Here is a 22,735-nt window from a genome sequence, read left to right as displayed (position 1 = left end):
CACCAGGTGTACGCGAGGAGAGCTACGCCGCGCGGTACGCGTTCCACGCGGTCAGCATGCGGCTCGCCTGCCCCGCGGTGAACTGGTACATGCACGAGTCGTAGGTGTAGTCCATGAAGTTGGTGATCGGGTCCAGGCCGGTCGCCGAGCAGGTGTTCCGCCCGGTCGGGCACTCGTACGCCGGCGACGCCTCGGCCGGGGTGTCGCTGACGCTGTCACCGGAGCCGCCGCAGCCACCCTGGAAGGTGTGGTAGAGGTTCAGCCAGTGGCCCACCTCGTGGGTGCCGGTGTCGCCCTGGTTGTAGTTGGTGGCGGTGCCACCCGGCAGGGACTCGTTCAGCGCGACCACGCCGTCCATGGTGTTGAGGGTCTGCTGCGGGAAGGTCGCCCAGCCCAGCAGGCCGTCGCTCAGCTCACCGAGGTAGAGGTTGAGCGTGTTCTTGCCGCCCACCCGCAGCGACGACTTCATCGACCGCTCCGCCGACGAGCCGTTGACGATCGGGTACCAGGCCGGGTTCGTCACCCGGTTGATCTTGTCGAGCCGGAAGGCGAACGCGGTGGCAGCGCCGCCGGTGCCGCCCGCGTAGGCCTGGTTGAGCACGCTGATCTGCGAAGTGATCATCGAGTCCGGGATGTTGCCGCCAGCCCGGGTGCTGTTCTCCTGGATCACGTGCACCACCACCGGGATGGTGACGGTGGCCAGCGTCGTGGCGCCGGCGCCCGCCCGGAAGTTGGCGCGCTGGCGTAACGCCGCCGCGAGGTCGGCCTCGCGTTCGCGGATCTGCTTCGCGGTCAGCTCGTTCGGGTCGTGCGTGGCCGCCGCGCCGGGCTTCACCCGGGCGTTGGCGTGGCTGTCGGCCGGCTCCGCGCAGGCGCCGCCCGGCGCCGCGGAGAAGGCCGAAGCAGCCGGAACGACGCCCACCGCAGCGGTGCTGAGCAGCAGCGCGAGGGTCGTCGACGCGACACCGGCGGCACGCCGGGTCAGCAGGTTGGGACGAAGTCCCATGGGCACACCTCTTTCTGGCGGCGTGACAGGGGGTGTGTCACGCCGTGGCTGAAACGTGTCGCAGACGTTACAACCCATCGACGCATTTGAGAACGGCCATATCTTGCCGTCCCGAAATTTTTTCCCGAGGTGAAGCCGTCCCGCGGCCCGTGGGGGTGGCTGGGTGCACCGGTTCGACGACTCGGGTACAGTGGTGCCGCCTGCGGGTGTAGTTCAATGGCAGAACATCAGCTTCCCAAGCTGACAGTGCGGGTTCGATTCCCGTCACCCGCTCCAACGCAAGGCCCCAGCTCAGGAGAGGTTCCCTGGCTGGGGCCTTGATCGTTGCTACCCCTACATGAGCTGTCCGAGCCCGCTACGTGCCCGATCCTGGCTCTGCTTGATCTGCGAGCCGAGCGCGTCAGCGATGTGCTCATCCCGCTCACGGGCGGTGTGCTGATAGATCATTACGGCTCGGGTCGAGGCGTGGCCCATCCGGGCCATCAGGGTCGGACTCACTCGCCGCCACCGATGCCGCCGGTGAGGCGGGTGTACGCGGCGGACACCAGCATGATGCCGCCGAGGAGGACCGCCACGATGGCGAGCACCAGAACCACGCGAGGCCGCATGAGGGGGTGAACTCCAGATGTCTGGCCGGGGAGACCGGCTTTTCCGAATGTGTCGGCCTGATCGCCAAGGCCGGGAGGCCTACAGGCTGGCTCTGCGCCGAGTGACCAGATGCCCGCCGACGAGCAGGGCTGCCGCTGTGGTGCCCATAATCGCGCTCCACCAGGACGCCGAAACGGCATACCAGATTTCGCTAGTCGGATTGTTGCCCGCCCACGTAAAGGCCACGACCACTGTCTCATTCAGGACTTGTGCCAGGAGAAGACCTACTGCTGCGAACGGTGCCCGCGAGTCGAGCACCGTCGCGACGGCGCATAGCGCCACAACAGTCAGCATCATCACTTGCTGGTAGGGAAAGAGGTAGACCGGTTCGGACGAGAGCAACTGTGGTCCCCAAAACATCGCCGTCATTGCCGGCACAGCGAGCCACCAGAGAGCTGGCAACGCGCCTCGGTGCGTGCGCTGGATGAAAACCACGACCACTAGGAGAATGATCGCGGTAGCCACCGGCCACGACACCGAGTCGTACGACCACACGTAAGTCGCTTGCCACCCGAGCGCGGCCAGCGGCGCCACCCAGCGAAGGTCTCGCAGTACGGCGAAGAAGGCGAGCGCGCCGAAGGTCAGCACGCCGAGGCCGGCACGACCCGCAGGCCCGTCCAGCACGGTCCGAATGATCAGGTCCCCTAACTGGGACGCAAAAAGAATAATCACCGCTACACGTAGCCCAGTGGCCCAGACGGCTCGTGGCGTCCGGTCTTTGTCGGAGTCCAGCCGAACACGCACCCCGGACATCAGCAGCGCTACCGCCTCACCAGCCGGCGGCCAGCGTCGACTGGAATCGGCTCGCATCATCAACGTTCCGAGCAGTTCGTCGCCCCACTGCCGACGGTGCCGGCTCGGATAGGCGCGCAGCAGAATCTCGTACCGGCCAGCCAGCTTGTCGCTCACGCGAACCTCACCACTGAGGACTGAGCGGCCAACCGCTTGGCGGGATCGGTCACTATGGTCGCGGCAGCGGCCAACCTGGCGGCCTCGGCTTGAAGGACCTCGCGACCCGCAGGAGTTAGCGCGTAAGAACGTCTGGTGCGCCCATTGACAATTTCCTCGCTCACAACTTCGACCAGCTCAGCCCCGCGCAGCCGGTCGAGCACGGCGTACAGCGTTCCGGTGGCCAGCCGCACGGTCCCCTCGGACAGTGCCTCGACCTGACCGAGGATCGCGTAGCCGTGGCGCGGGCCGTCGAGCAACGAGGCAAGAACGAAGTAGCTGGGAGCCTGAAGTCTCCCCTGTCCCATACTCATGGCGAAGTTATATACGTGTAGCACGCATATGGCAAGCCCCGACGTACCACGGGCGACTCCCCATTCGACTCTCGACTATCGATGGTCAACGGCCGGCGAGCTGCTCAGACGCAACCGCCGCTTCCCACATACGGAGGCCCGCCGCGACGAGCACGCGATGACCCAGCCCGCCCCACGCCGCCCCGGTGGCATCCACGGCCAGTGTTCGTAAACGGAGGCCTGCACGCGGTTGCCGCCGGGCACGTGCCTGCCGCTTAGCGCGCGGCGTGGGCTGCCTCGCCCGTACCGGTAAGGGTCCGGTCAGGAGGTGGTCGCGTGTTCACCGAGGCTTTTCCCATCGTGACGACGCCCGACCTGCCGCGGTTGATCGCGTTCTACCGGGACGTCGTCGGCTTCGAGCTGACCTACCGGTTTCCGGAGGACGGTGAGCCGGAGTTCGTGGCCCTGCGGCTGGGCAGCAGCGAGCTGGGCCTGGCCGTCGACCCGCATGCCGGCGACCCTGCCCTCTCGCGCCGGTGGGAGTTGTGCGTGTACGCCGACGACTGCGACGCGGCCGTGCACGTTCTGCGCGCGGGTGGCGCGACGGTCACCGAGGAGCCGGTCGACCAGCCCTGGGGCGAGCGGTCCGGCCGGGTCACCGACCCGGACGGCAACCGGCTGCTGGTGCTCTCCCGCCTGTAGCGGGCGGTCATCGTCTCCAGAACAGGAGGTGGGTGACTCCGCTGGCGCTGGGCACCGACTCCAGGTGGAAACGGTCGAGCAGTTCGTCGGGGCTTTCCCACAGTCGCTCGCCGCGGTGGAGGTCGACGGGCGCGACGGCGATGTGCATCGTGTCGACCAGGTCGGCCTCGAGGAACTCACGGATGACGGCCACACCGCCACCGAGGCGTACGTCCCGACCGTCGGCTGCCTGCTTGGCCTGGGCCAGGGCCTCGGCGGGGCTGGCGTCGAGGAAGTGGAACGTGGTGTCGGACAGGGTGAACGACGGCCGTACGTGATGGGTGAGCACGAAGACCGGCGTGTGGAACGGCGGGTTGTCCCCCCACCAGCCCTGCCACTCGTGGTTTTCCCAGGGGCCACGCTGGGGGCCGAACTTGTTGCGGCCCATGATCTCCGCGCCGATGTTGCACTCGGCGTCGCGGGTCAGGTAGTCGTCCAGGCCGCGCGTGCCGCCCGGCTCGGTGCGGTAGATGAAGCTGGCGGTGGCGGAACGCCAGGAGAACAGCGGGGTGGGGTCGGCGTGGCCGAAGGGCCGTTCCAGGCTCTGCCCCTCGCCGGTGCCGAACCCGTCCCGTGAAACGTTGAAGCACTGCACCCGCAACAGTTGTGGCATGAAAAGCTCCTCGTGACGTTGATGGATGCGCGGGTCAGTTCGTGGTCGCGGTCGGGCCGCCGCCGCGGCCCCGGTCGTCGAGCACGAGCGGGGCGCGGCCGCTCACCTCGTACCGGATGTGGGTGACCTGCGGGGTGGGGATGACCCGGGTCGGCGTCAGCTCGATGGCCTCCTTGTCGCCGAGGTCGAGGTCCGCGTCGAACAGCCGCAGACCGGTGCCGAGCACGACCGGTACGACGTGCAGTTCCAACTCGTCGAGCAGGCCGGCCTTGAGCACCTGCCGCACCAGGCTGCCGCCTCCGGCCACGGCGACGTTCCGGCCGCCGGCCACTGCGCGCGCCTGCTCGACCGCGCTCGCCACGCCGTCGGTGACGTAGGTGAAGCTGGTGCCGCCACCGCGCAGCAGGGTCTCGCGGGGTCGGTGCGTGACGACGAAGACCGGCGCGCGAAACGGCGGCTCCTCGCCCCAGGGCACCTCACCGCCGTCGGCCATCCGCCGGCCCATGACGTACGCGCCGGCCGCGTCGAACGTCTCGGCCATCACGTCGGAGTTGGCGTCCTGCTCGCCGCCGGCGAAGCCCTGCCGCTCGCGCCACGCCATCGCGTCCGTCGCCCAGCGGGTGATCCGAAAGAAGCCGGCGCTCTCGGCCGAGTCGATCCAGTCGCCGTGGCCGTCGAACAGCGGGCCGGCGTAGAAGCCGTCCGCCGACACCGACAGCTGTGCGGTCACCTTCGTCATGTCGCTTCTTCCCTCTCCTCGGGCGGCGCCCACCGGGCGCCTGCTCGCAACGAGGTCGGAGCCGATCAGGACGCCCCTACGGTGCAGGGTTGTGACCTGGGACACACAAGGGCTTGTTGAGCAATGTGCCCGAGGGTGCGTAGCCGTGGCGGCGGTAGAAGCGCACCGCGCCGTCGTTGCGGTGGTGGATGCCCGCCGAGAGGCTCGTGATTCCGTTCTCGGTCGCCCACCGGGCCGCCGCGTCGAGCAGCGCCGAGCCGATCCCGAGGCCCCGGGCGGTGCTCGACACCACCGTGTGGATCTGCGCCGACGGTTGCGGGCGCAGGATCTGGTGTGCGGGCGGTTCGGCCAGGCGCAGCACCTCGACCATCCCGACGACCTGTCCGTCGTGTTCGGCGACGAGAATGGCGTCCCCGCCGGCCCGGTCGCCCAGCACCGTGGTGAAGTGACGAACGACCGCCTCGCGCTCCGGCAGCCGGTATACGTCGGGGTCCAGCGCGAGGTGCGCCTCGGCGTTGGCCCGGCGCAACTCCACCAGCGCCGGCACGTCTGACCGGGTCGCCGGTCGCACCACCGTCCGGGTCGTCCGCACCATCGGGATGCTAAGGCAGGTGCATCGGACGCGGCTAGTCTGGCGATCATGCGGATTGGCATCGTGATCCTCCCCGACCAGCGTTGGGCCCAGGCGCAGCGTCGCTGGCGGCAGGCCGACGAGTGGGGCTTTGACCACGCCTGGACGTACGACCACCTGGGCTGGCGGGACCTGGTCGACGGCCCGTGGTTCGACTCGATGGCCACGCTGACCGCCGCCGCCACGGTGACGTCCCGGATCCGGCTGGGCACGCTCGTGGCGTCGCCGAACTTCCGACACCCGGCCGCGTTCGCCCGGCAGATCACCACTGTGGACGACGTCTCGGACGGCCGGCTGCTGCTCGGCCTGGGCGCGGGCGGCATCGGCTTCGACTCGGCGGTGCTGGGCGGTGAGACGCTTCCCCCGCGCCAGCGCGTCGACCGGTTCGCCGAGTTCACCGAACTGCTGGACCTGGTCCTGCGCGAGGACGGCACGACCTGGCGCGGTGACTGGTTCGCCGCGGTGGACGCCCGCAACAACCCGGGCTGTGTCCAGCAGCCCCGCGTGCCGTTCGTGGTCGCCGCGAACGGCCCGCGGTCGATGCGGCTGGTGGCCCGGTTCGGTCAGGGTTGGGTGACCACCGGCACCGAGGCCGATGACGTGGAGGGCTGGTGGGGCACCGTGTCGGCCCTGTCGGCGCGGATGGACCGGACGCTGGACGAGGCCGGCCGCGACCCGGCGACGCTGGACCGCTACCTGTCGATGGATGCCGCGCCGGTGTTCTCGCTCAGCAGCGCGCAGTTCTTCGCCGACCAGGTCGGTCGGGCCGCCGAACTCGGTTTCACCGACGTGGTGACGCACTGGCCGCGAGCGAGCAGTTGGTACGCCGGCGACGAGGCCGTCCTGGCCGACGTGGCGACGCGACTGCTGCCCGAGCTGCGCGGATAGCGCCGGCTCAGGTGCCCAGGTCTCCGGTGGCCACGCCGCCCTCGCCGCCGGAGACCAGTCGCAGGCGCAGGCAGACGATCGGGGTGTCGTCGTCGACGGGGGTGCCGAGCCGCGCCCAGTAGGCCGAGTGCCCGGCCCGCCACTCCTCGATCGAGCGGTCACCCTCGCCCTCGGCGCGGGCGAACTCCCACGGCACGTCGCCGAAGCGCACCACCTCGACGCCGGTGATCTCCACGACGCCGGCCAGCGCGTCGTCGTCGTCGACAAGCGCGAGCCGTTCGCCGACCTGCTCCAACTCCTCGCCCTCTTCCGCGTACTCGGCGAGCCGGCCGGCCGTCGCGGTCTTCACGCCGGCCAGCACCAGGGTGTTCAGGCTCGCCCGCAGCTCGCCGGGGGTGCCGAGGGTGAGCGTGCGCAGGTCACCGATCCGAGGCCACATCCTGCCGAGGCTAGGCCAGCGCGGCGGGCACCGTCGCCGCAATTCGTCCGGCGCTGCTCAGATCAGCTGCCCGGCGTAGCCCGCGGCGTCGAGCAGCCGCTGGTCACCGCTGGCCGCGTGGGCGTCGAGGACCGCGTCGGCGAGCTTGACCACATGCGCGTCGCCGTGTCGGGCCGCGCGGGCAAAGGCCTCCGCCGGGGTCGCGGCGGTCACCGACGGCGGGGCGATCCCGTCGGTCGGGGCGTACACCGAGGTCACGGCCGCCGTCGCCGCCCAGGCCGCGGCGAGGCTCGGCGCCCACAGCGCCCGGTCCAGAGCCGGCAGGGTACGCAGGACGGCGGTCGGCGCGGTGACCGCGTGCACCAGCATGACCGGCTCCGCGTGCCCGAAGCGCAGGTAGTCGAGGCCGGCGCGGTGCACGAGCGAGACGAGCCCGCGCTCCGCCTCGGTCGGCGTCCGCGCAGGGCGCAGCGCCGCGAGCGCCGGTTCCCATCGGGGTACGCCCACCAACCGACCCAGCCGATCCCGGATGCCCCCGGTCTGGTCGTCGATCCGGGGCACCCCGGCCAGCGCGGCGGCCACGTCCGGCCCGGTGGCGTCCGGGTGGGCCTCGGGTGGGTTCGACGTGACCGAGGCGAGCAGCCGGTCGGCGCCGGGCACCGGCTGCCAGCGGGCCGCCCAGTAGCCGAGGGCCTGGCCCAGTTCGGTGAGCCGCTGCGGGTTCGCGTCGTGCAGGTGCAGAGCGCGTACGGCGTGCCCGACCCGGATCACCCCGTGCGTGGCGCCGGCGGCGATGCCCGGCAGCAGTCGGGGCCACCAGGTGCCGAGCACGTCCCGCCACGGCTGCTCGCGCAGGTGCCGGTCGAAGTACGCCAGCCAGTCACCGGCCCGCTTCGCGTCGCCCAGCGCCGCCCGCCAGTCGTCGATCGGGCGCAGCCCGCGGGGCAGCTCGTCGAGCCGGGTGAGGTAGTCGTCCAGCCAGCGGTGCACCCGTTGCTCGTGCCCGTGCCGGGCCAGCGCCTCGACGGCCATCGGGCCGTGGTTGGAGAGCCAGCCCTCGTATTCGGGTCCGGTGCGGTGCAGCCGGTCGTACGCCTCGTCGAGAATTCCGTCGCTCATGCGTCGATCGTCGAAGGTGAAGCGGGCTTCAGGTCAACCCGGCAGATCCGTGCCGGCGATCAGGCCGGTGATCCGCAGTGCGGTGGCAGTCTCGGGCGGGCAGTCGACGGCCACCACGGCGGTGCCGAGCACCTGCGCGCCGCGCTTGGCGCAGATGTCGTAGAGGGCGTGCAGCTGCGCTCCCGTGCGGACCCAGTCGTCCACGACCAGAACGCGGTCGCCGGGGCCGAGGTGCCGGTCCCGGACGGCCAGGTCGACCTGCCGGCCCCGGTAGTCCGGCGGGCTCTGCGCCCAGGTGAGCGGGCCGGCCGGCAACCTCCCGTCGCCGGGCTTGTGGGCGGCCACGAAGCCGACCCCGAGGGCGGTGGCGGCCAGTGGCCCGAGCAGCAGGCCGGTGACCGCTGGGGCGAGCACCACGGTCGGCCGGGCGGCCCGGTACGGCGCCACCAGGGCCGGTCCCAGTTCGGCCAGCACGGTGGGGTCGCGCCACCAGCCGGAGATGTCGCTGACCAGGTGGCTGGCGTCCGGGCCGGGGTCGATCCACCGGAACAGGGCGGCCAGGCGTTCGGTCAGCTCAGCGGGCATCTGTCCATCGTGCGGCACGGGGGCTCGGCGCGGCCGCACCCGGGCCGGTCGACCCACCCCGGCTCGGATGATCGGCTATACGTACCAGGGCAAATCCTGGCATACCGCCATGATCACGTTGACTTCGGAAGTACTTCTCTCGTTACGGTCCGACCCGGTTTGTTCAGTCGACGAAAGGACCGGCCGGTGGCAGGCAGGCACTCCCGTACCCGCATCTTCTCCTCTCCGGCGGGCATCGCGGCCACCGCTGCGGTCGGCGTCGCTCTCGCTGTCGGGGGCACCGTCGGCGCCGTCCAGCTGACCTCGGGCTCCGGGCAGTCGGGTCAGGCGACTCTCGACCTCACTCCGACCACCGCCCCCGCCAGCCTCGCCCCCAGCTCCCCGACCGCGTCACCGAGCGCCAGCGCCTCGCCGAGCGTGACGGCGAGCCCGTCCGCCAGCCGGTCGCCGCAGGCCGCCTCCCGGGCCAAGGCCCGCTCCGAGTCGCCGAAGCCGCGCCCGACCGCGAAGAAGACCACAGCGGCGGCGAAGGTGCTCCAGAGCGGCTCGTGTGGCGCCTCCTTCTACTCGGACGGGCAGCTCACTGCCAACGGCGAGTCGTTCAACCCGAACGAGTTGACCGCGGCGCACAAGACGCTGCCGTTCAACACCAAGGTCCGGGTGACCAACCCGAGCAGCGGCAAGTCGGTAGTCGTGCGCATCAACGACCGTGGCCCGTTCATCGACGGTCGCTGCCTGGACCTGTCCCGCGCCGCGTTCGCGACCATCGCCTCGACCGACGTGGGCGCGCTGACCGTTCGCTACGAGGTGCTGGGCTGAGCGCAGCCGGGGCGGCCGATCCGGCCACAGGGCTGGGCCGGCCGGACAGAACATCCTCGGACGACGGGCCAGGTTCATTCACCGGTTCACGTGGATCAGGCATGCTGTCCCTCGTACCCACGCGACTCCTCCAGTCGGGCCGTAGCCCGCTGAGCCCCGGATCCCGCGCCGGCCTCGGCGCGGCCCTCGCCCTGCTCGCGATCGTCTCGGGGCTGGAGTTGGCCGACGGCCGTCGGGTGCACTACGTCGCGCTTCTGGTGGCCGCCCCGCTTTTGGCCGCCGCCCTGGCGGCCTGGCGGGTGGTGCTGGGTGTGGGTGCCGCGGCGACCCTGATCGGGGTGGGCTTCGCCCTGGTCGACCCGAGGATGATGCTGGTGACCTCGGTCAACGTGGTCGGCGTCGCGGTCGCGAGCGGGCTGGCCGTGGCGGTGGCCTCGATACGCCAGCGGCAGGCGGAGCGGATCGCCGAACTGACCAAGCTGGCCTCGGTGGCCCAGCAGGCGGTGCTGCGCCCGCTCGGGCCGCAGGTCGGCATGCTCTCGGTGGCCGGTCGCTACATCTCCTCCACCGCCACGGCCGAGATCGGCGGCGACCTGTACGAGGCGATCGACACCCCGTACGGCGTCCGCATGATCATCGGTGACGTGCGCGGCAAGGGCCTGGACGCGGTTCGGCTGGCCAGCATCGTCCTCGGCTCGTACCGGCACGTGGCCTACGAGCGGGCCGACCTGCGCGCCGTCGTCGCCGACCTGGACCGTGCGGTGGCCCGCAACGTCGGCGACGAGGACTTCGTGACCGCCGCGCTGGTGGAGGAGCGGGGCGGGACGCTCACGATCGTCAACTGCGGGCACCCGTCGCCGCTGCTGCTGCGCCGGGGCGCGGTGATCCCGCTGGAGCCGCCGGCGCCGGCACCGCCCCTCGGGTTCATGCCGGTGGTGCGCCCCCGCGTGGAACGCCTGGAGCCCGGCGACCGCCTGCTCCTGTTCACCGACGGTCTCGGCGAGGCTCGGCGGGACGGCGAGTTCTTCCCCACCGCCGACCGGGCGTGGCGGCTGCTCGGGCACGGCACGGTCGCCGACGGGCTCGCGTCGCTGGAGACGGCCCTCGTCGAGTGGGTGCACGGGCACCTGGACGACGACATCGCCCTGGTCCTGATGGAGTACGTCGGTGCCCGCACGGGCGCGACGTCGGCCGTGCCGAGCTGGGAGGTCGGCGCCGCCGAGAGCTGAGCGGGGCGTCCGGCGCGCAACTGTGTAATCGCCGTCACTTACGTGATCGGCTTGTCGCTGCCTACCCGCGAGTAATACAGTCGGGGTTACTGATCGGTAACACCTGTCCGGAAGCGGGGCCAGCGAGCATGACCCACTACAAGAGCAACCTTCGGGACCTCGAGTTCAACCTGTTCGAGGTCTTCGGGGCGGACCGGGCGTTCGGCCAGGAGCCGTACTCGGACCTCGACACCGACACCGCCCGGAGCTTCCTCGCCGAGGTGGACCGCCTCGCCCGCGAGGACCTGGCCGCCAGCTACACGGACAGCGACCGCAACCCGCCCGTCTTCGACCCGGCCACGCACACCGCGCCGCTGCCGGAGTCATTCAAGAAGTCCTACCAGGCGTTCATGGACTCCGAGTTCTGGCGGCTGGACCTGCCGCCCGCGCTGGGTGGCACCAACGCCCCGCGCGCCCTCTGGTGGGCCCTCGCCGAGCTGGTGCTCGGCTCGAACGCGCCGGTCTGGATGTACGCCTCCGGCCCGTCCTTCGCGCACGTGCTGCACGTCGAGGGCACCGAGCGGCAGAAGGCCTGGGCCAAGCTCTTCATCGACAAGCAGTGGGGCTCCACGATGGTGCTCACCGAGCCGGACGCCGGTTCGGACGTGGGCGCCGGCCGCACCCGCGCCATCCAGCAGCCGGACGGCACCTGGCACATCGAGGGCGTCAAGCGGTTCATCACCTCGGGTGAGCACGACCTGAGCGACAACATCGTCCACTACGTGCTGGCCCGCCCGGTGGGCGTGGAGGGCGTCGGCGGCCCCGGCACCAAGGGCCTGTCCCTCTTCGTGGTGCCCAAGTTCCACTTCGACGAGACCACCGGTGAGCTGGGCGAGCGCAACGGCGTCTACGCGACCAACGTCGAGCACAAGATGGGCCTGAAGGTCTCCAACACCTGCGAGGTGACCTTCGGCGAGCACGGCGTACCCGCCAAGGGCTGGCTGCTGGGCGACAAGCACGACGGCATCCGGCAGATGTTCATGATCATCGAGTACGCCCGGATGATGGTCGGCACCAAGGCGATCGCCACCCTCTCGACCGGCTACCTCAACGCCCTGGAGTACGCGAAGAACCGGGTGCAGGGCGCCGACCTGGTCCAGCAGGCGGACAAGAGCGCCCCGCGGGTCACCATCACCCACCACCCGGACGTCCGCCGCTCGCTGCTGCTGCAGAAGTCGTACGCCGAGGGTCTGCGCGCCCTGGTCCTCTACACCGCCACCTGGCAGGACCGGGTCGCCATCGCCGAGGCGTCCGGCGACGAGAAGGCCACCAAGCTGGCCAAGCGGGTCAACGACCTGCTGCTGCCGCTGGTCAAGGGCGTCGGTTCGGAGCGGGCGTATGAGCTGCTCGGCCACGAGGCCCTGCAGACCTTCGGGGGCTCCGGCTTCCTGCAGGACTACCCCCTGGAGCAGTACGTCCGGGACGCCAAGATCGACACTCTGTACGAGGGCACCACGGCCATCCAGAGCCTGGACCTGATCTTCCGCAAGATCGTCCGGGACAACGGCAAGGCGCTGATGGCGGTCGCCGGCGAGATCCAGGAGTTCATCTCCTCCGAGGCGGGCAACGGCCAGCTCAAGGAGGAGCGGCAGGCGCTCGGCAAGGCGCTCGCCGAGATCCAGAACATCCTCGGCACGCTGACCGGCTGGCTGGGCGAGGCGCAGGGCGGCGACACCCGCGCGCTCTACAAGGTCGGCCTGAGCAGCCGGCGGTTCCTGCTGGCCATCGGCGACCTGGTCGTCGGCTGGCTGCTGCAGAAGCAGGCCGACGTCGCGCTCAAGGCGCTGGCCGGCGAGGTCTCCGCCACCGACAAGGCGTTCTACACCGGCAAGGTGGCCGCCGCCCGGTTCTTCGCCCGCGAGGTGCTGCCGCGCATCGGTGCCGACCGGCGGATCATCGAGGGTGCCGACCTCGACATCATGGACCTCCCGGAGGAGGCCTTCTGACCGTGCCACGGCACGGCTGAGCGGTTCCGGGTCGCACCCGCACCGACACACACCGACGGCCGGTGGGGCAACCGCCCCGCCGGCCGTCGCTGGCTTCACGGCCGAGACATTGGCTGAGCCCGGTCGGGTATGCCGCTGCCGTGGCGGGTAACCCGCCGTGACCACGAAAGGGAACGCCCAGAGCCACCGCACGGGGGAGTGCAGCGCACATGGGTGTAGGAAGCGGCATCTTTCTCATCGCGCTCGGCGCGATCATGACCTTCGCGATCAGGGCCAACGTCTGGTGGATAGACCTGCGCGCGGTCGGCTGGGTGTTCATCCTGGCCGGGCTGGCCGTACTGCTGACCACCCTCTGGTTCTGGCAGGACCGGCGCAAGCGGGCCCGGACCCTCATCGTGGAGGAGAACCGGCTGTCCCATCCGACGGCGATGATGCCACCGCCGCCGGACCCCCCGCCGCCGACCGCGCCGCCGTCCTGACCCACGCCCGCCTGAGCACGCCCGCCTGAGCCACCCGTCGCGCCCGGCGGGTGGCTCAGCCGCGTGCGGTGTGCCGCTGCGCGACCGGCGCCCCGCCTCGGCCCCACTCCGCCCAGGCGGACACGCCGCGGTGCACCGCCAGCTCGGCGGTCCGTAAACCCTCGTCGTCCACCGTCTCGGGGTCGAGAAACGCGGACAGCAGCGAGACGCCCGGGTTGTGGGCGATCAGCAGCACGACCCGAGCCGCCGGATCGGCGGTACGGACCAGCGCCAACAGCTCCTCGGGGTGGGCGTCGTACGCGCCGGGCTCATAACGGACGGTCGGGCGGGGACCGGTCGGCCCACCCTCCGGCGGCGAACCGGCCATCCCCATCGCCACGCCGTGCCAGGTCTGGCGGGTGCGCCGGGCGGTCGAGCAGATCACCACGTCGGGCAGCAGATCGTGGTGGGCCAGCCACGCGCCGGCCGCCGCCGCGTCGGCCTCCCCGCGGGCGCTGAGCGGGCGCTCGGCGTCGTCCGTACTCTCGCTGCCCTGCTCGGCCTTCGCGTGCCGGAGCAACACCAGTGTCCGCGTCTCGGCGGGGCTGTCCGTCATACCACCAGCTTGCCCGATTGGCGATCTTCCTGCCGGGGTAAGTCCAGGGATGCCGCACCCCTACCAACGGCCGCGGCGGACCGTACGCCAGGTTAGAGCCGAGGAGCGAGACATGGGCATTGGTGGCAGCATCTTCCTGATCGCGCTGGGCGCGATCTTCGCATTCGCCGTGGAGGCCGACCTGGGTTGGCTGGACCTGGCCGTGGTCGGCTGGGTGCTGATGCTCGCCGGTGTCGCCGGCCTGCTCGTCACCCTCTACTTCTGGAACAGCCGCCGCCGCACCGTGGTCGCCGCTCCGGTCCGCGAGGAGCGCGTGGTGGCCGACCGGGTGGTGCCGGTCCAGGACGACCAGGTCATGCGGGAGTACCGCGAGGTGCGTCGGCCGGGTCGCCCCGTCTGATCCCTCGCTCGCACACTCCGGGGTCCCGCAGCGTGGCGGGGCCCCGGCTCGCGTGTGTGGAGGTCTGCCTCAGGCGAACAGTGCGAAGTAGATCGCGATGTGGTGGCACAGCGCCGCCAGCAGCGTGCACGCGTGGAAGAACTCGTGGTGCCCGAAGACGGTGGGCCACGGGTTGGGGCGGCGCAGCGCGTAGAAGACCGCGCCGACGCTGTAGATGGCACCACCGACGATCAGCAGGACCAACGCCGTGACGCCGCCGCCGTGCAGGATGTCCGGCAGCATGGCGACCGCGACCCAGCCGAGCGCCAGGTAGAGCGGCGCGGAGACCCAGCGCGGCGCGTGCGGCCAGACCAGCTTCAGCGCCACACCACCTAGGGCCCCACCCCAGACCAGGGCCAGCATGATGGTGGCCTGCCGGGTCGAGAGCAGCATGACGCAGAGCGGGGTGTACGTGCCGGCGATGAACACGAAGATCATGCAGTGGTCCAGCCGGCGCATCACCTGATAGCCGCGCTCCGACCACACCCGACGGTGGTACAGGGCGCTCGTGCCGAACAGCCCGCAGACCGTGAGGCTGTAGATGACGCAGCTCACCAGGGGTGCCCAGCCCGGCCGGGTGGCGGCGATCGAGCAGAGCACGATCCCGCTGACCACGGCGACGAAGAAGGCGTACGTGTGCAGCCAGCCGCGCATCCGGGGCTTACCGATGTCGACCGGCTTCAGTCGAAGCGGGGCGGAGGTGGTCACGACATCAGGTTACGGCACCGTAGGTTACTTTCAAGTAGTCAGGCCGGTGACACCGAGCACCGTCACCGTGAACACCGGGTCGGCGCGGCATCGGCGAGGATGAGCAAATGCGGATCCGACCCGCCGGTGCGCACGCTCTGCTGCTCGACTGCACCGCCCCGGCCGACATTCCCGAGGCGGCCCTGGTCGAAGCCTGGCGGGCCGAGTTGTGGCGCCGCCGCGAGCAGGGTGACCTGAACGCCGTCGAGATCGTGCCGGCCGCCCGCACCGTCCTGCTCGACGGCCTGCCCGACCCCACCGCCACCGCCGACCTGCTGTCCCGCTGGGCGCCGGCGGTCACCGCCGCAGCTGCCGCCACCGAAGGCGACGGCGTCGCGGCCGGCGAGACGACCATCGGCGGCGGCCACGGCGCGGAGGTCGTCGTTCCGGTCGAGTTCGACGGGCCGGACCTGCCGGTCGTCGCCGACCACTGGGGCGTCGACGTGCCGGCCGTGCTGCGCCGCCTGACCAGCACCCGGTTTCGGGTGGCGTTCTGCGGGTTCGCGCCCGGGTTCCCCTACCTGACCGGGCTCCCCGCCGACCTGGCGCTGCCCCGGCTGCCCACTCCCCGCCCCCGAGTGCCGGCCGGCTCGGTCGCCCTGGCCGGCCCGTACGCCGGCATCTACCCCAGCGCGTCCCCCGGCGGCTGGCTGCTGGTCGGCCGGACCGACCTGCCCCTCTTCGACGTCGACGGCGACCCGCCCGCCCGGCTCGGCCCCGGCACCCGCGTCCGAATGGTGGCGACGACGTGACCCGGCCCGCCGAGATCGAGGTGCTCCGCGCGGGCGCGCTCACCACCGTGCAGGATCTGGGCCGACCCGGCTGGGCGCACCTCGGCGTACCCCGCTCCGGCGCTCTCGACCCCTCCGCCCTGCGGCTCGCCAACCGGCTGGTCGGCAACACCGAACAGGCCGCCGGCCTGGAGATCACCCTGACCGGCTGCACACTGCGGCTGACCCATGCCGCCACCGTGGCGCTCACCGGTGCCGAGGTGGCGGTCCGCGCCGGGGACCGGCCGGGCGACATCGGCCGCCCGCTCACCGTGCCGGCCGGGACCGTGCTGCGCGTCGGCCCCGCCCGTCGGGGCGTACGGAGCTGGCTCGCCGTGGCCGGCGGGATCGACGTGCCGCAGGTGCTCGGCAGCCGCGCCACCGACACCCTCGCCGGGCTCGGGCCACCCGTGCTGCGCGACGGCGACCGGCTGCCGCTGGGTGTGCCGCTGGCCGAACCCGCGCCGGTGGACGTGACCGTCGGCCCGGCGCCCGCGCCCGAACTGCACCTGAGCGTGCGCCTCGGCCCCCGCGACGACTGGTTCACCCCGAGCGCGCTCGACCTGCTGTTCGGCACCCCGTACACGATCAGCCCGGTCAGCAACCGGGTCGGAGCGCGGCTGGCCGGCGCGGCCCTGCCCCGCGCGGTCGCCGGCGAACTGCCCAGCGAGGGCATCGTGCTCGGCGCGGTACAGGTGCCGGCGGACGGCCAACCCCTGATCTTCCTCGCCGACCACCCGACCACCGGCGGTTACCCGGTCATCGGGGTGGTCACCGACGTGACCCCGCTCGCGCAGGCCCGGCCAGGTACTACCGTCAGATTTCATGGACCTCAACGCTGACCTGGGTGAAGGATTCGGCATCTGGCGACTCGGTGACGACGACGCGCTGCTGGACCTGGTGACCTCCGCCAACGTGGCCTGTGGCTTCCACGGCGGTGACCCGTCCACCATGCGGAGGGTCTGCGACGGCGCGGCGAAGCGCGGCGTCGCGGTGGGCGCGCAGGTCGGCTACCGGGACCTGGCCGGCTTCGGCCGGCGGCACATCGCGTACGACTTCGCCGAGCTGCGCGACGAGATCACCTACCAGTTGGGCGCGCTGGACGCCTTCTGCCGGCTGTTCGGCACCCGGGTCCGCTACCTCAAGCCGCACGGGGCGCTCTACCACGCGGCCGCCACCGACGAGTCCCAAGCGGCGGCGGTGGTCGCCGCCGTCGGCGGCCACGACCCCGAACTGCCCGTGCTCTGCCTACCCGGCTCGACGCTTGCCCAGCTCGCCGTCGGCGCGGGCCTACCCGTGGTCGCCGAGGCCTTCGCCGACCGCGGCTACCTGCCCAACGGGTCGCTTGTGCCGCGCGGCGCACCCGGCGCGCTGATCACCGATCCGGAGGAGGTGGCCACCCGGGCGGTACGGATGGCCACCGAACGGACCGTCGTGGCGGTGGACGGCACCGTGATCCCCTGCCCGGTGGAGTCGATCTGCGTACACGGGGACACACCGGGGGCGGTCTCCGCCACCGAGCTGGTCCGCGCCTCCCTGATCGACGCCGACGTCCCGCTCGCCCCGTTCGCCGCCTAGGCGTCGAGGCCGCGCAGGACCAGCGGAAGCCGGGACGCCGCGCCGTCGACCACCCGCACCGGGACGCCCCAGTCCTGCCGGGTCAGGTGGCAGGCCGCGTGCTCGACGTCCGCGTCGCAGGTCGCCGCCTGGGCGGTCACCTGGAGCACTCCGCCGGTCGCCTCGCTGTTGAGCACCAGCCGACGGGACAGCTCGGTGCCGGTGCCGGCGCCCTCCACCAGCAGCTCCGGTGGGGACGCGGAGACCACCAGCCGGGTCGACGGCCCGAACGTCTCGTCCAGCTTCTGGCCTGGCGCGGGCGTGAAGACGATGTCCAGGATGACCTCGCCCGCCGCCACGTCGGTCGGCTTGCGCTCGGTGCGGTGCCGGGGGCCGTCCACGGTGCTCGCACCGGCCGCCGACAGCGCGCCCGGCGCCAGCCGGGTGAGGTGGTGCGCGGCGGACTCCACCACCAGCACCTCACCGGCCGGGGTGAGCACCAGGTCACTCGGCTCGGCCAGCCCGTCCGCGACCGTGGACACCTGGCCGGTGGCCGGGTCGAAGCGGCGCACCGCGCCGTTGTAGGTGTCCGCGACCAGCACCGAGCCGTCCGGCAGCGCGCACACTCCCAGCGGGTGCTGGAGCAGCGCCGACTCGGCCGGCCCGTCCACGTGCCCGAAGTCGAAGAGCCCTTGCCCGACGGCGGTGCCCAGCACCCCGTTCTCGACGTACCGGAGGGCACTGGTCTCGCTGTCGGCGATCCAGAGCCGGGCGCCGTCGGCGGAGACGGACAGCCCCGACGGCTGCGCCATCCACGCCTCGGCCAGCGGGCCGTCGCGCAGCGCCTCCACGGTGGTGCCCGCGTACATGCCGGCGGTCCGCTTGATCGGGTCGAACCACCAGAGCTGGTGGATGCCCGCCATCGCGATGATCAGCTTGTCGTCGTACCAGGCCAGGTCCCACGGCGACGACAGGTCCACGGAGAGGGCGTCGTGCGCGTGGTCGTCGACCGAGGCACGCCACTGCCGGCCGCTGCCGGCCACGGTGACCACCTCGCCGGACTCCAGCCGTACGCCGCGCAGCAGGTGGTTGACGGTGTCGGCGACCACCAGGTCGTAGCCGGCCACCTCGGCGACGTGCGTGGGCAGCAGGCAGAGGCCCTGCGGCTCGGAGAAGGTCGCTGCCTCGGCCGGACCGTCGGCCCGACCCCGCTCGCCCGAGCCGATGCGTCGAACCGGCGTCTCGCCGTCCGGAGCCACCTCGACCAGGGAGTGCCGGGCCGAGTCCGAGACCAGCAGGTTGCCGTCCGGCAGCAGCACCGCCTTGCCCGGGAAGCGCAGCGCGGTCTCCGGGGCTGGCGGCGGGACGTACGGACCGGTGCCCCGGTGCAGGGTGCCCTTCGCCTCGTGGGTGGCGATCAGCTCGTCGATCAGCCGGGCCAGCCCTTCGGCGTGGCCCTCGCCGGCCATGGTGGCCACCACGTAACCCTCCGGGTCGATCACCGACAGGGTCGGCCAGGCCCGGGCCGCGTACTGCTGCCACATGTCCAGCTCGGGGTCATCGAGTACGGGGTGGTGCACGCCGTACCGCTCGACGGCGGCGGCCAGCGCGTCGGCGTCCTTCTCGTGCTCGAACTTCGGCGAGTGCACGCCGATCACGACGAGCACGTCGCCGTACTTCTCCTCCAGCGGCCGCAACTCGTCGAGCACGTGCAGGCAGTTGATGCAGCAGAAGGTCCAGAAATCAGCGAGGACGATCTTGCCGCGCAGATCCTGCAAGGTCAGGTCCTTGCCGCCGGTGTTGAGCCACTGCCGGCCCCGTAGTTCGGGTGCCCGTACGCGCGCTGTCGTTCCCATGCCTGTCAGCCTGCCACGCCTCGCGGGCCCGGCCGCCGTGACCCGGACGACAGGCCATCGCGGGGGCCACGCTGCCTGTGGTGCTGGCCGGCCGAGACGGGTGCGGCGGCCGGGCCTTGGTGAGTCGGCCCGCGGGACAGGCACCGCTCCACCACCCGTCACCTGTCGAGCTGCCCCGCATCCGGGGCGAGGGGACCGTATCGGCCGGGTGCCGCAAGTGCCTCGGGCGCCTCGGGGTCGCGGGAGTGCTGCTCAGCAGCGTGGGAGGTTGGTCCGCCCCACATTCGGGGCAGCTCTACAGGCCACAACCAAGGTGCGGGCCGGGGGCGGCCCCTCGAAGCAGCGTCGGCGCCCTGCGTCCGAGCAGAGAGCGGCGGAGCCACGGTTGCCCGTGGCTCCGCCGTCGATGCGTTCTACTTGGTGGCCGGCTTGAGGCAGAGCACCCGGTTGGTGCCCTCGCCGGGCAGCACCACGTGGGGCTGAGCAGGGTCGGCGCACTTGTCCTTCGCGTCCACCTTGGAAACGATCGTGAACGCGCCCGCCTCGCCGCAGTCCACCGCCGAGGCGCCCTGACCGGCCTGCTTCACGCAGGTGCCGACCGCCGGGTCGAAGGCCGGTGAGTCGTCCCCACCGCCGAACTTGCCGAGCAGCATCAGCAGGCCGAGCGGCACCGCCAGGATGAGCACCGCGGCGATCAGCACCGCGGCCAGGACCCGACCGTTGCGCACCTTCGGCGCCGGAGGCTCCGCCTTGGGCTCGTCCGCCTCCGGCTTGAACGAGTCGAACCGGCCCTGGTCCGATTCGGTGGCCTCCTGGCCCCAGGACGGCCCTGGCTGCTGGGGCGGCGGGAAGGCCGGGAACTGACCACCCGGCGCCTGCTCGATGGCCGGCCCACCGAAGCCCGGCGCGCCGTTCACCGCGGCGGTGCCGGCGGCCGGTGCCCCGAAGCGGTCGGATGGGCGCTCACCGCCGGACTGCGGTCGAACGCCGTTCACCGGCCGGTTGTTGCCGGGCGCGTCGACGAAGGACGGCACACCGGGTGGGAACGCCGGCGGCGCGGCAGCGGCCGAGGAGGGCTCGCCGAACCCGTTGGGCGCCGACGACCGTTCCCGGTCGTCGAACTGCGGCTCGGAAGGCGAATCGTCGCCCCAACCGGGGAAGCCCTGCTGCCGATCCGGCCCGTTCTGCCAGTCCGGCGGGCCCTGGCGCTCCGGGGCCTGCTGCCAGTCCGGTGCGGCCGGGCGCTCCGGCGCCTGCTGCCAGTCGGGCATGGCCGGGCGACCAGCGTCCTGCTGCCAGTCGGGCGCGCCCTGGCGGCCGGCGTCCTGCTGCCAGTCGGGCATGCCCGGACGCTCGGGAGCCGGGTCGGCCTGGAACGCCTCCGGGGCTGCCTGCTCCGGCTCGTTGTCCGGCTCGGGTCGGGCCGGGCGGCCGTACACCCGGGGTTGTGGCGTGGCGGCGCTGGTCGGCCGCATGGCCTGGTCGGCCGGGGGCATCACCCGGCTGGCCAGCGGCACCGAGGCGCTCGCCGACGCGCGGTTCGCCGCGCTGGCGGCCGACTCGGCGTCCGAGACCGGTACGACCGCGCGGCCCGCCCCCGACTCCGGGGACGTACGCGGAGCAGGCACCGCGGCGGCGCTCGCCGACGCCTCCTCGGCCCGGCCCCAGCCGGCCGGGTCGGCCTCGTACTGTGCCGCGGCTTCCGGGGCCTCCCGCTCGGCATATGCCGGCTGCTCGGGGATCGGGGGGTACTGCGTCGACGGCGCGTAGTCGGCCGGCGGGGCGGCGGCGAGGCTGGCGCCCGGCACGCGCTGCTCCTGCGGCGGTAGCGGCACCGCGTTGGCGGGTGAGATGCCGGGCGCGGGCGCCTGCTGGTAGGCCGGCGGCTCGTCGGCCCGGTCGGCGTCCCAGCCGCCTCGCGACTGGGCTTCCGCCTCGGCGCGGCCCCACACCTCGCCCGGCGCCCACGGCTGAACCTCCGCGACGCCGGGGTTGGCCTGCACGGGATTGTCCGGGCCGGCGGCGGCCCAGCCGGGCGTCGTGTCGCTGCCGGGCACGCTGACGCTGGCCCGGGCGGCCGCAGGGCCGGCTTGCTCGGCCTGGGGCCAGGCGGTCGGTTCCGGACGCTCGGCCGGCTGGTCCTGGGGTGCGAGCACCCAGTCCGGCTGCTGGGGGCGGCCCTCGGCGGCACCCCAGGCGGGCTGCGGGTCCTCCTGCGCGGGCCAGTTCGCCGCCGGGACCTGGGCCGCGCCACGGGAACCGGCCGACTCGGCCTGCCCCCAGCCGGGGGACGGCTGCTCGGCCTGCCCGGCGGGCTGACCCCAGGTCTGCGGGGCCTGCTCGGCTGGCGTCCAGACGGGCTGGTCGTCCCGCGCGGCGGCGGCGGCGCCGACGGCCCAGCCACCGGACCCGGACGGGTCGTCCTGCGGGCTGTTGGTGCCCCATCCGCCCGAGCGGGACGGGTCGTCCTGCTGCGCGGGCCACGCGGCGGTGGCCGGGGGCACCTGCGCGGCGCCCCGGGCGGCCGGCTGGGCCTGTGCCCAGTCGGGCTGCTCCGGGGAACCGGCGGCCCAGGCGGGCGCAGCCTGCTCGGGCGGCGTCCAGCCCTGCTGCGGGGGAGTCCATGCGGCGGGCTGCCCCTGCTCCGGCGCGGCACCGCCGGTGGCCCACGCGGGCTGCGCCGGGTCGCTGGACTGCGGTGCGGCGGCGGCACCCCAGGCGGGGTTCGGCTGCTGCTCGGACTGGGTCGCCCAGGCCGGGGCGGACGGGTTCGGCCGCGCGGGTGGCGGGGGCGCCCAGCCCATTTCGGGGCCGGTGGCGTTGTAGCCGTTGTCCGGCTGCGCCGGGCGGTCGCCGTACGGCGCCGGTCCGCCGGCGCCCGGTGACACCTCGTCCGGCTCCTGGCCGGGGCGGTGCGGGCCCTCGGACGTCATGGGTGCGCCTCCTCCATCACATGTCGGCCGCCGGTGCCGATCGGTCTCCTCGGCATGGCTGCCGGCGTCACCGGCGTACCGCCGTGCCGGCTCCCCGCACCGTATCCGGTGGCCGCACGAGGCGTCCAAAGGAGCACCGGTCGTCACTCCCCGTCGCCGGGTGGTGTCGAGCAGCTTCTATCGGCTCGGCGTCGGCCGGGCCGGCGGGCGGCGACCGAAGCCCACCGTACCGGGCGCTGCGGCAGGGCGGAATCCCGGTGTCAGGTGCTGGCGGAACGCCGATGGCCCACCCGGCGAGCCGGATGGGCCATCGATCTGGAGGAGGTGAGGAATGTCGTGGAGCGTCAGCTCATGTGACGCTGGGCGATGACGAGGAGTTCCTCGCGAACGGCCGGCGAGTTGGCCGAGCGCAGCGCGTGCTCGATGGCACGGGCGCGGCGGTTGGCGTCGCGGTGGTTGCGGATTCGCTCGATCATGCTCATTGGTGGGTCCCCCTGGCTATTCGGTTGTCGGCCCCTGATGCATCTATTCAACCGCAGAACTCGGCCAACTTCCATCGATTATTAGGTGAGCTGGGACACCTGCCTAACAATCAAAGGTCAACGGGGCTTGTGGCCGACGGTTTCGTCGCTCAACGGACACGGCCGGTGTGCCGGGCGTTAACCCGTGGCACACC

General features: G+C 72.4%; 24 protein-coding genes and 1 tRNA gene. 11 read left to right on the top strand and 14 right to left on the bottom strand.

The window, feature by feature from the left end; genetic code table 11:
* Nucleotides 1–22: 22 nt before the first annotated feature.
* On the bottom strand, nucleotides 23–1,006 hold the full coding sequence (locus tag ACGGAQ_RS06465) for a zinc metalloprotease (RefSeq protein ID WP_393045168.1): 984 nt from the start codon (nucleotides 1,004–1,006) through the stop codon (nucleotides 23–25).
* 202 nt (nucleotides 1,007–1,208) lie between these two features.
* Between ACGGAQ_RS06465 and ACGGAQ_RS06460 the strand changes: the two genes are divergently transcribed.
* Nucleotides 1,209–1,282: transfer RNA gene (locus ACGGAQ_RS06460), tRNA-Gly, on the top strand.
* A 411-nt stretch (nucleotides 1,283–1,693) separates the two neighbouring features.
* Here the strand turns inward: ACGGAQ_RS06460 and ACGGAQ_RS06455 are convergent.
* Together ACGGAQ_RS06455 and ACGGAQ_RS06450 are read right to left on the bottom strand one after the other, a co-directional pair.
* Entirely contained in the window at nucleotides 1,694–2,563 is an 870-nt protein-coding gene (locus ACGGAQ_RS06455; RefSeq protein WP_393045166.1) for a hypothetical protein, read from the bottom strand.
* Nucleotides 2,560–2,916 carry a PadR family transcriptional regulator gene (locus ACGGAQ_RS06450; RefSeq protein ID WP_393045164.1) on the bottom strand — a complete coding sequence of 119 codons (357 nt, stop codon included), beginning with the start codon at nucleotides 2,914–2,916 and terminating at the stop codon, nucleotides 2,560–2,562. Before ACGGAQ_RS06450 ends, ACGGAQ_RS06455 begins: the two co-directional genes overlap by 4 nt.
* A 315-nt stretch (nucleotides 2,917–3,231) precedes the next feature.
* Here ACGGAQ_RS06450 and ACGGAQ_RS06445 point away from each other — a divergent pair, with 315 nt between their 5' ends.
* Nucleotides 3,232–3,597: a VOC family protein gene (locus ACGGAQ_RS06445; RefSeq protein ID WP_393045162.1), complete on the top strand. Its 366-nt coding sequence runs from the start codon at nucleotides 3,232–3,234 to the stop codon at nucleotides 3,595–3,597.
* 7 nt (nucleotides 3,598–3,604) lie between these two features.
* On the opposite strand, the gene ACGGAQ_RS06440 is transcribed toward ACGGAQ_RS06445, so the two are convergent.
* The 3 genes from ACGGAQ_RS06440 to ACGGAQ_RS06430 all read right to left on the bottom strand — a co-directional run bounded on the left by ACGGAQ_RS06440 (nucleotide 3,605) and on the right by ACGGAQ_RS06430 (nucleotide 5,580).
* Nucleotides 3,605–4,249, bottom strand: coding sequence for a dihydrofolate reductase family protein (locus ACGGAQ_RS06440; protein ID WP_393045160.1), 645 nt, complete (start codon nucleotides 4,247–4,249; stop codon nucleotides 3,605–3,607).
* A 34-nt stretch (nucleotides 4,250–4,283) separates the two neighbouring features.
* Nucleotides 4,284–4,988 (bottom strand): dihydrofolate reductase family protein, encoded by a 705-nt coding sequence (locus ACGGAQ_RS06435; protein ID WP_393045159.1) that lies wholly within the window; start codon nucleotides 4,986–4,988, stop codon nucleotides 4,284–4,286.
* 76 nt (nucleotides 4,989–5,064) lie between these two features.
* Entirely contained in the window at nucleotides 5,065–5,580 is a 516-nt protein-coding gene (locus ACGGAQ_RS06430; protein ID WP_393045157.1) for a GNAT family N-acetyltransferase, read from the bottom strand.
* A gap of 48 nt (nucleotides 5,581–5,628) precedes the next feature.
* Between ACGGAQ_RS06430 and ACGGAQ_RS06425 the strand changes: the two genes are divergently transcribed.
* Nucleotides 5,629–6,507 (top strand): LLM class flavin-dependent oxidoreductase, encoded by an 879-nt coding sequence (locus ACGGAQ_RS06425; protein WP_393045155.1) that lies wholly within the window; start codon nucleotides 5,629–5,631, stop codon nucleotides 6,505–6,507.
* Between the two features lie 7 nt (nucleotides 6,508–6,514).
* Here ACGGAQ_RS06425 and ACGGAQ_RS06420 read toward each other — a convergent pair whose 3' ends face one another.
* From ACGGAQ_RS06420 to ACGGAQ_RS06410, 3 genes are read right to left on the bottom strand one after another with little or no spacing between them, the layout of a single operon-like run.
* On the bottom strand, nucleotides 6,515–6,946 hold the full coding sequence (locus ACGGAQ_RS06420; protein WP_354854983.1) for an ASCH domain-containing protein: 432 nt from the start codon (nucleotides 6,944–6,946) through the stop codon (nucleotides 6,515–6,517).
* Nucleotides 6,947–7,003: 57 nt separating this feature from the next.
* Nucleotides 7,004–8,065: a hypothetical protein gene (locus tag ACGGAQ_RS06415; protein WP_393045153.1), complete on the bottom strand. Its 1,062-nt coding sequence runs from the start codon at nucleotides 8,063–8,065 to the stop codon at nucleotides 7,004–7,006.
* Nucleotides 8,066–8,098: 33 nt separating this feature from the next.
* A complete protein-coding gene (locus tag ACGGAQ_RS06410; protein ID WP_393045151.1) occupies nucleotides 8,099–8,650 on the bottom strand; it encodes a phosphoribosyltransferase family protein in 552 nt (183 codons plus the stop codon).
* Between the two features lie 186 nt (nucleotides 8,651–8,836).
* On the opposite strand from ACGGAQ_RS06410, the gene ACGGAQ_RS06405 reads away from it, so the two are divergent.
* The 4 genes from ACGGAQ_RS06405 (at nucleotide 8,837) to ACGGAQ_RS06390 (ending at nucleotide 13,162) form a co-directional block, all read left to right on the top strand.
* Entirely contained in the window at nucleotides 8,837–9,469 is a 633-nt protein-coding gene (locus ACGGAQ_RS06405) for a septal ring lytic transglycosylase RlpA family protein (protein ID WP_393045149.1), read from the top strand.
* Nucleotides 9,470–9,570: 101 nt separating this feature from the next.
* Nucleotides 9,571–10,698, top strand: a complete 1,128-nt coding sequence (locus tag ACGGAQ_RS06400; protein ID WP_393045147.1) for a PP2C family protein-serine/threonine phosphatase — start codon at nucleotides 9,571–9,573, stop codon at nucleotides 10,696–10,698.
* A gap of 128 nt (nucleotides 10,699–10,826) precedes the next feature.
* A complete protein-coding gene (locus ACGGAQ_RS06395) occupies nucleotides 10,827–12,683 on the top strand; it encodes an acyl-CoA dehydrogenase (RefSeq protein WP_393045145.1) in 1,857 nt (618 codons plus the stop codon).
* Between the two features lie 209 nt (nucleotides 12,684–12,892).
* Nucleotides 12,893–13,162 carry a DUF6458 family protein gene (locus ACGGAQ_RS06390; protein ID WP_007454197.1) on the top strand — a complete coding sequence of 90 codons (270 nt, stop codon included), beginning with the start codon at nucleotides 12,893–12,895 and terminating at the stop codon, nucleotides 13,160–13,162.
* Nucleotides 13,163–13,217: 55 nt separating this feature from the next.
* Here the strand turns inward: ACGGAQ_RS06390 and ACGGAQ_RS06385 are convergent, their stop codons facing one another.
* A complete protein-coding gene (locus tag ACGGAQ_RS06385; protein ID WP_393045143.1) occupies nucleotides 13,218–13,757 on the bottom strand; it encodes a SixA phosphatase family protein in 540 nt (179 codons plus the stop codon).
* A gap of 112 nt (nucleotides 13,758–13,869) precedes the next feature.
* Here ACGGAQ_RS06385 and ACGGAQ_RS06380 point away from each other — a divergent pair, with 112 nt between their 5' ends.
* Nucleotides 13,870–14,157, top strand: a complete 288-nt coding sequence (locus ACGGAQ_RS06380; protein WP_393045141.1) for a DUF6458 family protein — start codon at nucleotides 13,870–13,872, stop codon at nucleotides 14,155–14,157.
* Nucleotides 14,158–14,226: 69 nt separating this feature from the next.
* On the opposite strand, the gene ACGGAQ_RS06375 is transcribed toward ACGGAQ_RS06380, so the two are convergent.
* Nucleotides 14,227–14,904, bottom strand: a complete 678-nt coding sequence (locus tag ACGGAQ_RS06375; protein WP_393045139.1) for a hemolysin III family protein — start codon at nucleotides 14,902–14,904, stop codon at nucleotides 14,227–14,229.
* 107 nt (nucleotides 14,905–15,011) lie between these two features.
* On the opposite strand from ACGGAQ_RS06375, the gene ACGGAQ_RS06370 reads away from it, so the two are divergent.
* The 3 genes from ACGGAQ_RS06370 to ACGGAQ_RS06360 are packed head-to-tail and all read left to right on the top strand — an operon-like array spanning nucleotide 15,012 to nucleotide 17,291.
* Complete coding sequence (locus tag ACGGAQ_RS06370; protein ID WP_393045137.1) at nucleotides 15,012–15,695, top strand: allophanate hydrolase subunit 1; 684 nt, start codon at nucleotides 15,012–15,014, stop codon at nucleotides 15,693–15,695.
* Nucleotides 15,692–16,555: a biotin-dependent carboxyltransferase family protein gene (locus ACGGAQ_RS06365; RefSeq protein WP_393045135.1), complete on the top strand. Its 864-nt coding sequence runs from the start codon at nucleotides 15,692–15,694 to the stop codon at nucleotides 16,553–16,555. Before ACGGAQ_RS06370 ends, ACGGAQ_RS06365 begins: the two co-directional genes overlap by 4 nt.
* Nucleotides 16,539–17,291 (top strand): LamB/YcsF family protein, encoded by a 753-nt coding sequence (locus tag ACGGAQ_RS06360; RefSeq protein WP_393045133.1) that lies wholly within the window; start codon nucleotides 16,539–16,541, stop codon nucleotides 17,289–17,291. Before ACGGAQ_RS06365 ends, ACGGAQ_RS06360 begins: the two co-directional genes overlap by 17 nt.
* On the opposite strand, the gene ACGGAQ_RS06355 is transcribed toward ACGGAQ_RS06360, so the two are convergent.
* The 3 genes from ACGGAQ_RS06355 to ACGGAQ_RS06345 form a co-directional block, all read right to left on the bottom strand.
* The gene (locus ACGGAQ_RS06355; RefSeq protein ID WP_393045131.1) at nucleotides 17,288–19,126 is read right to left on the bottom strand and encodes an NHL domain-containing thioredoxin family protein; all 1,839 of its coding nucleotides are present in this window, start codon (nucleotides 19,124–19,126) and stop codon (nucleotides 17,288–17,290) included. The two genes, ACGGAQ_RS06360 and ACGGAQ_RS06355, sit on opposite strands and share 4 nt — an antisense overlap.
* Nucleotides 19,127–19,539: 413 nt before the next feature.
* Complete coding sequence (locus tag ACGGAQ_RS06350; protein WP_393045129.1) at nucleotides 19,540–22,059, bottom strand: hypothetical protein; 2,520 nt, start codon at nucleotides 22,057–22,059, stop codon at nucleotides 19,540–19,542.
* A 344-nt stretch (nucleotides 22,060–22,403) separates the two neighbouring features.
* On the bottom strand, nucleotides 22,404–22,541 hold the full coding sequence (locus ACGGAQ_RS06345) for a hypothetical protein (RefSeq protein ID WP_007454215.1): 138 nt from the start codon (nucleotides 22,539–22,541) through the stop codon (nucleotides 22,404–22,406).
* Nucleotides 22,542–22,735 lie beyond the last annotated feature (194 nt).

The sequence above is a fragment of the Micromonospora sp. NPDC047557 genome, from assembly GCF_043205095.1.
Taxonomy (GTDB): domain Bacteria; phylum Actinomycetota; class Actinomycetes; order Mycobacteriales; family Micromonosporaceae; genus Micromonospora.
This window is presented reverse-complemented; position numbering and strand designations above follow the sequence as displayed.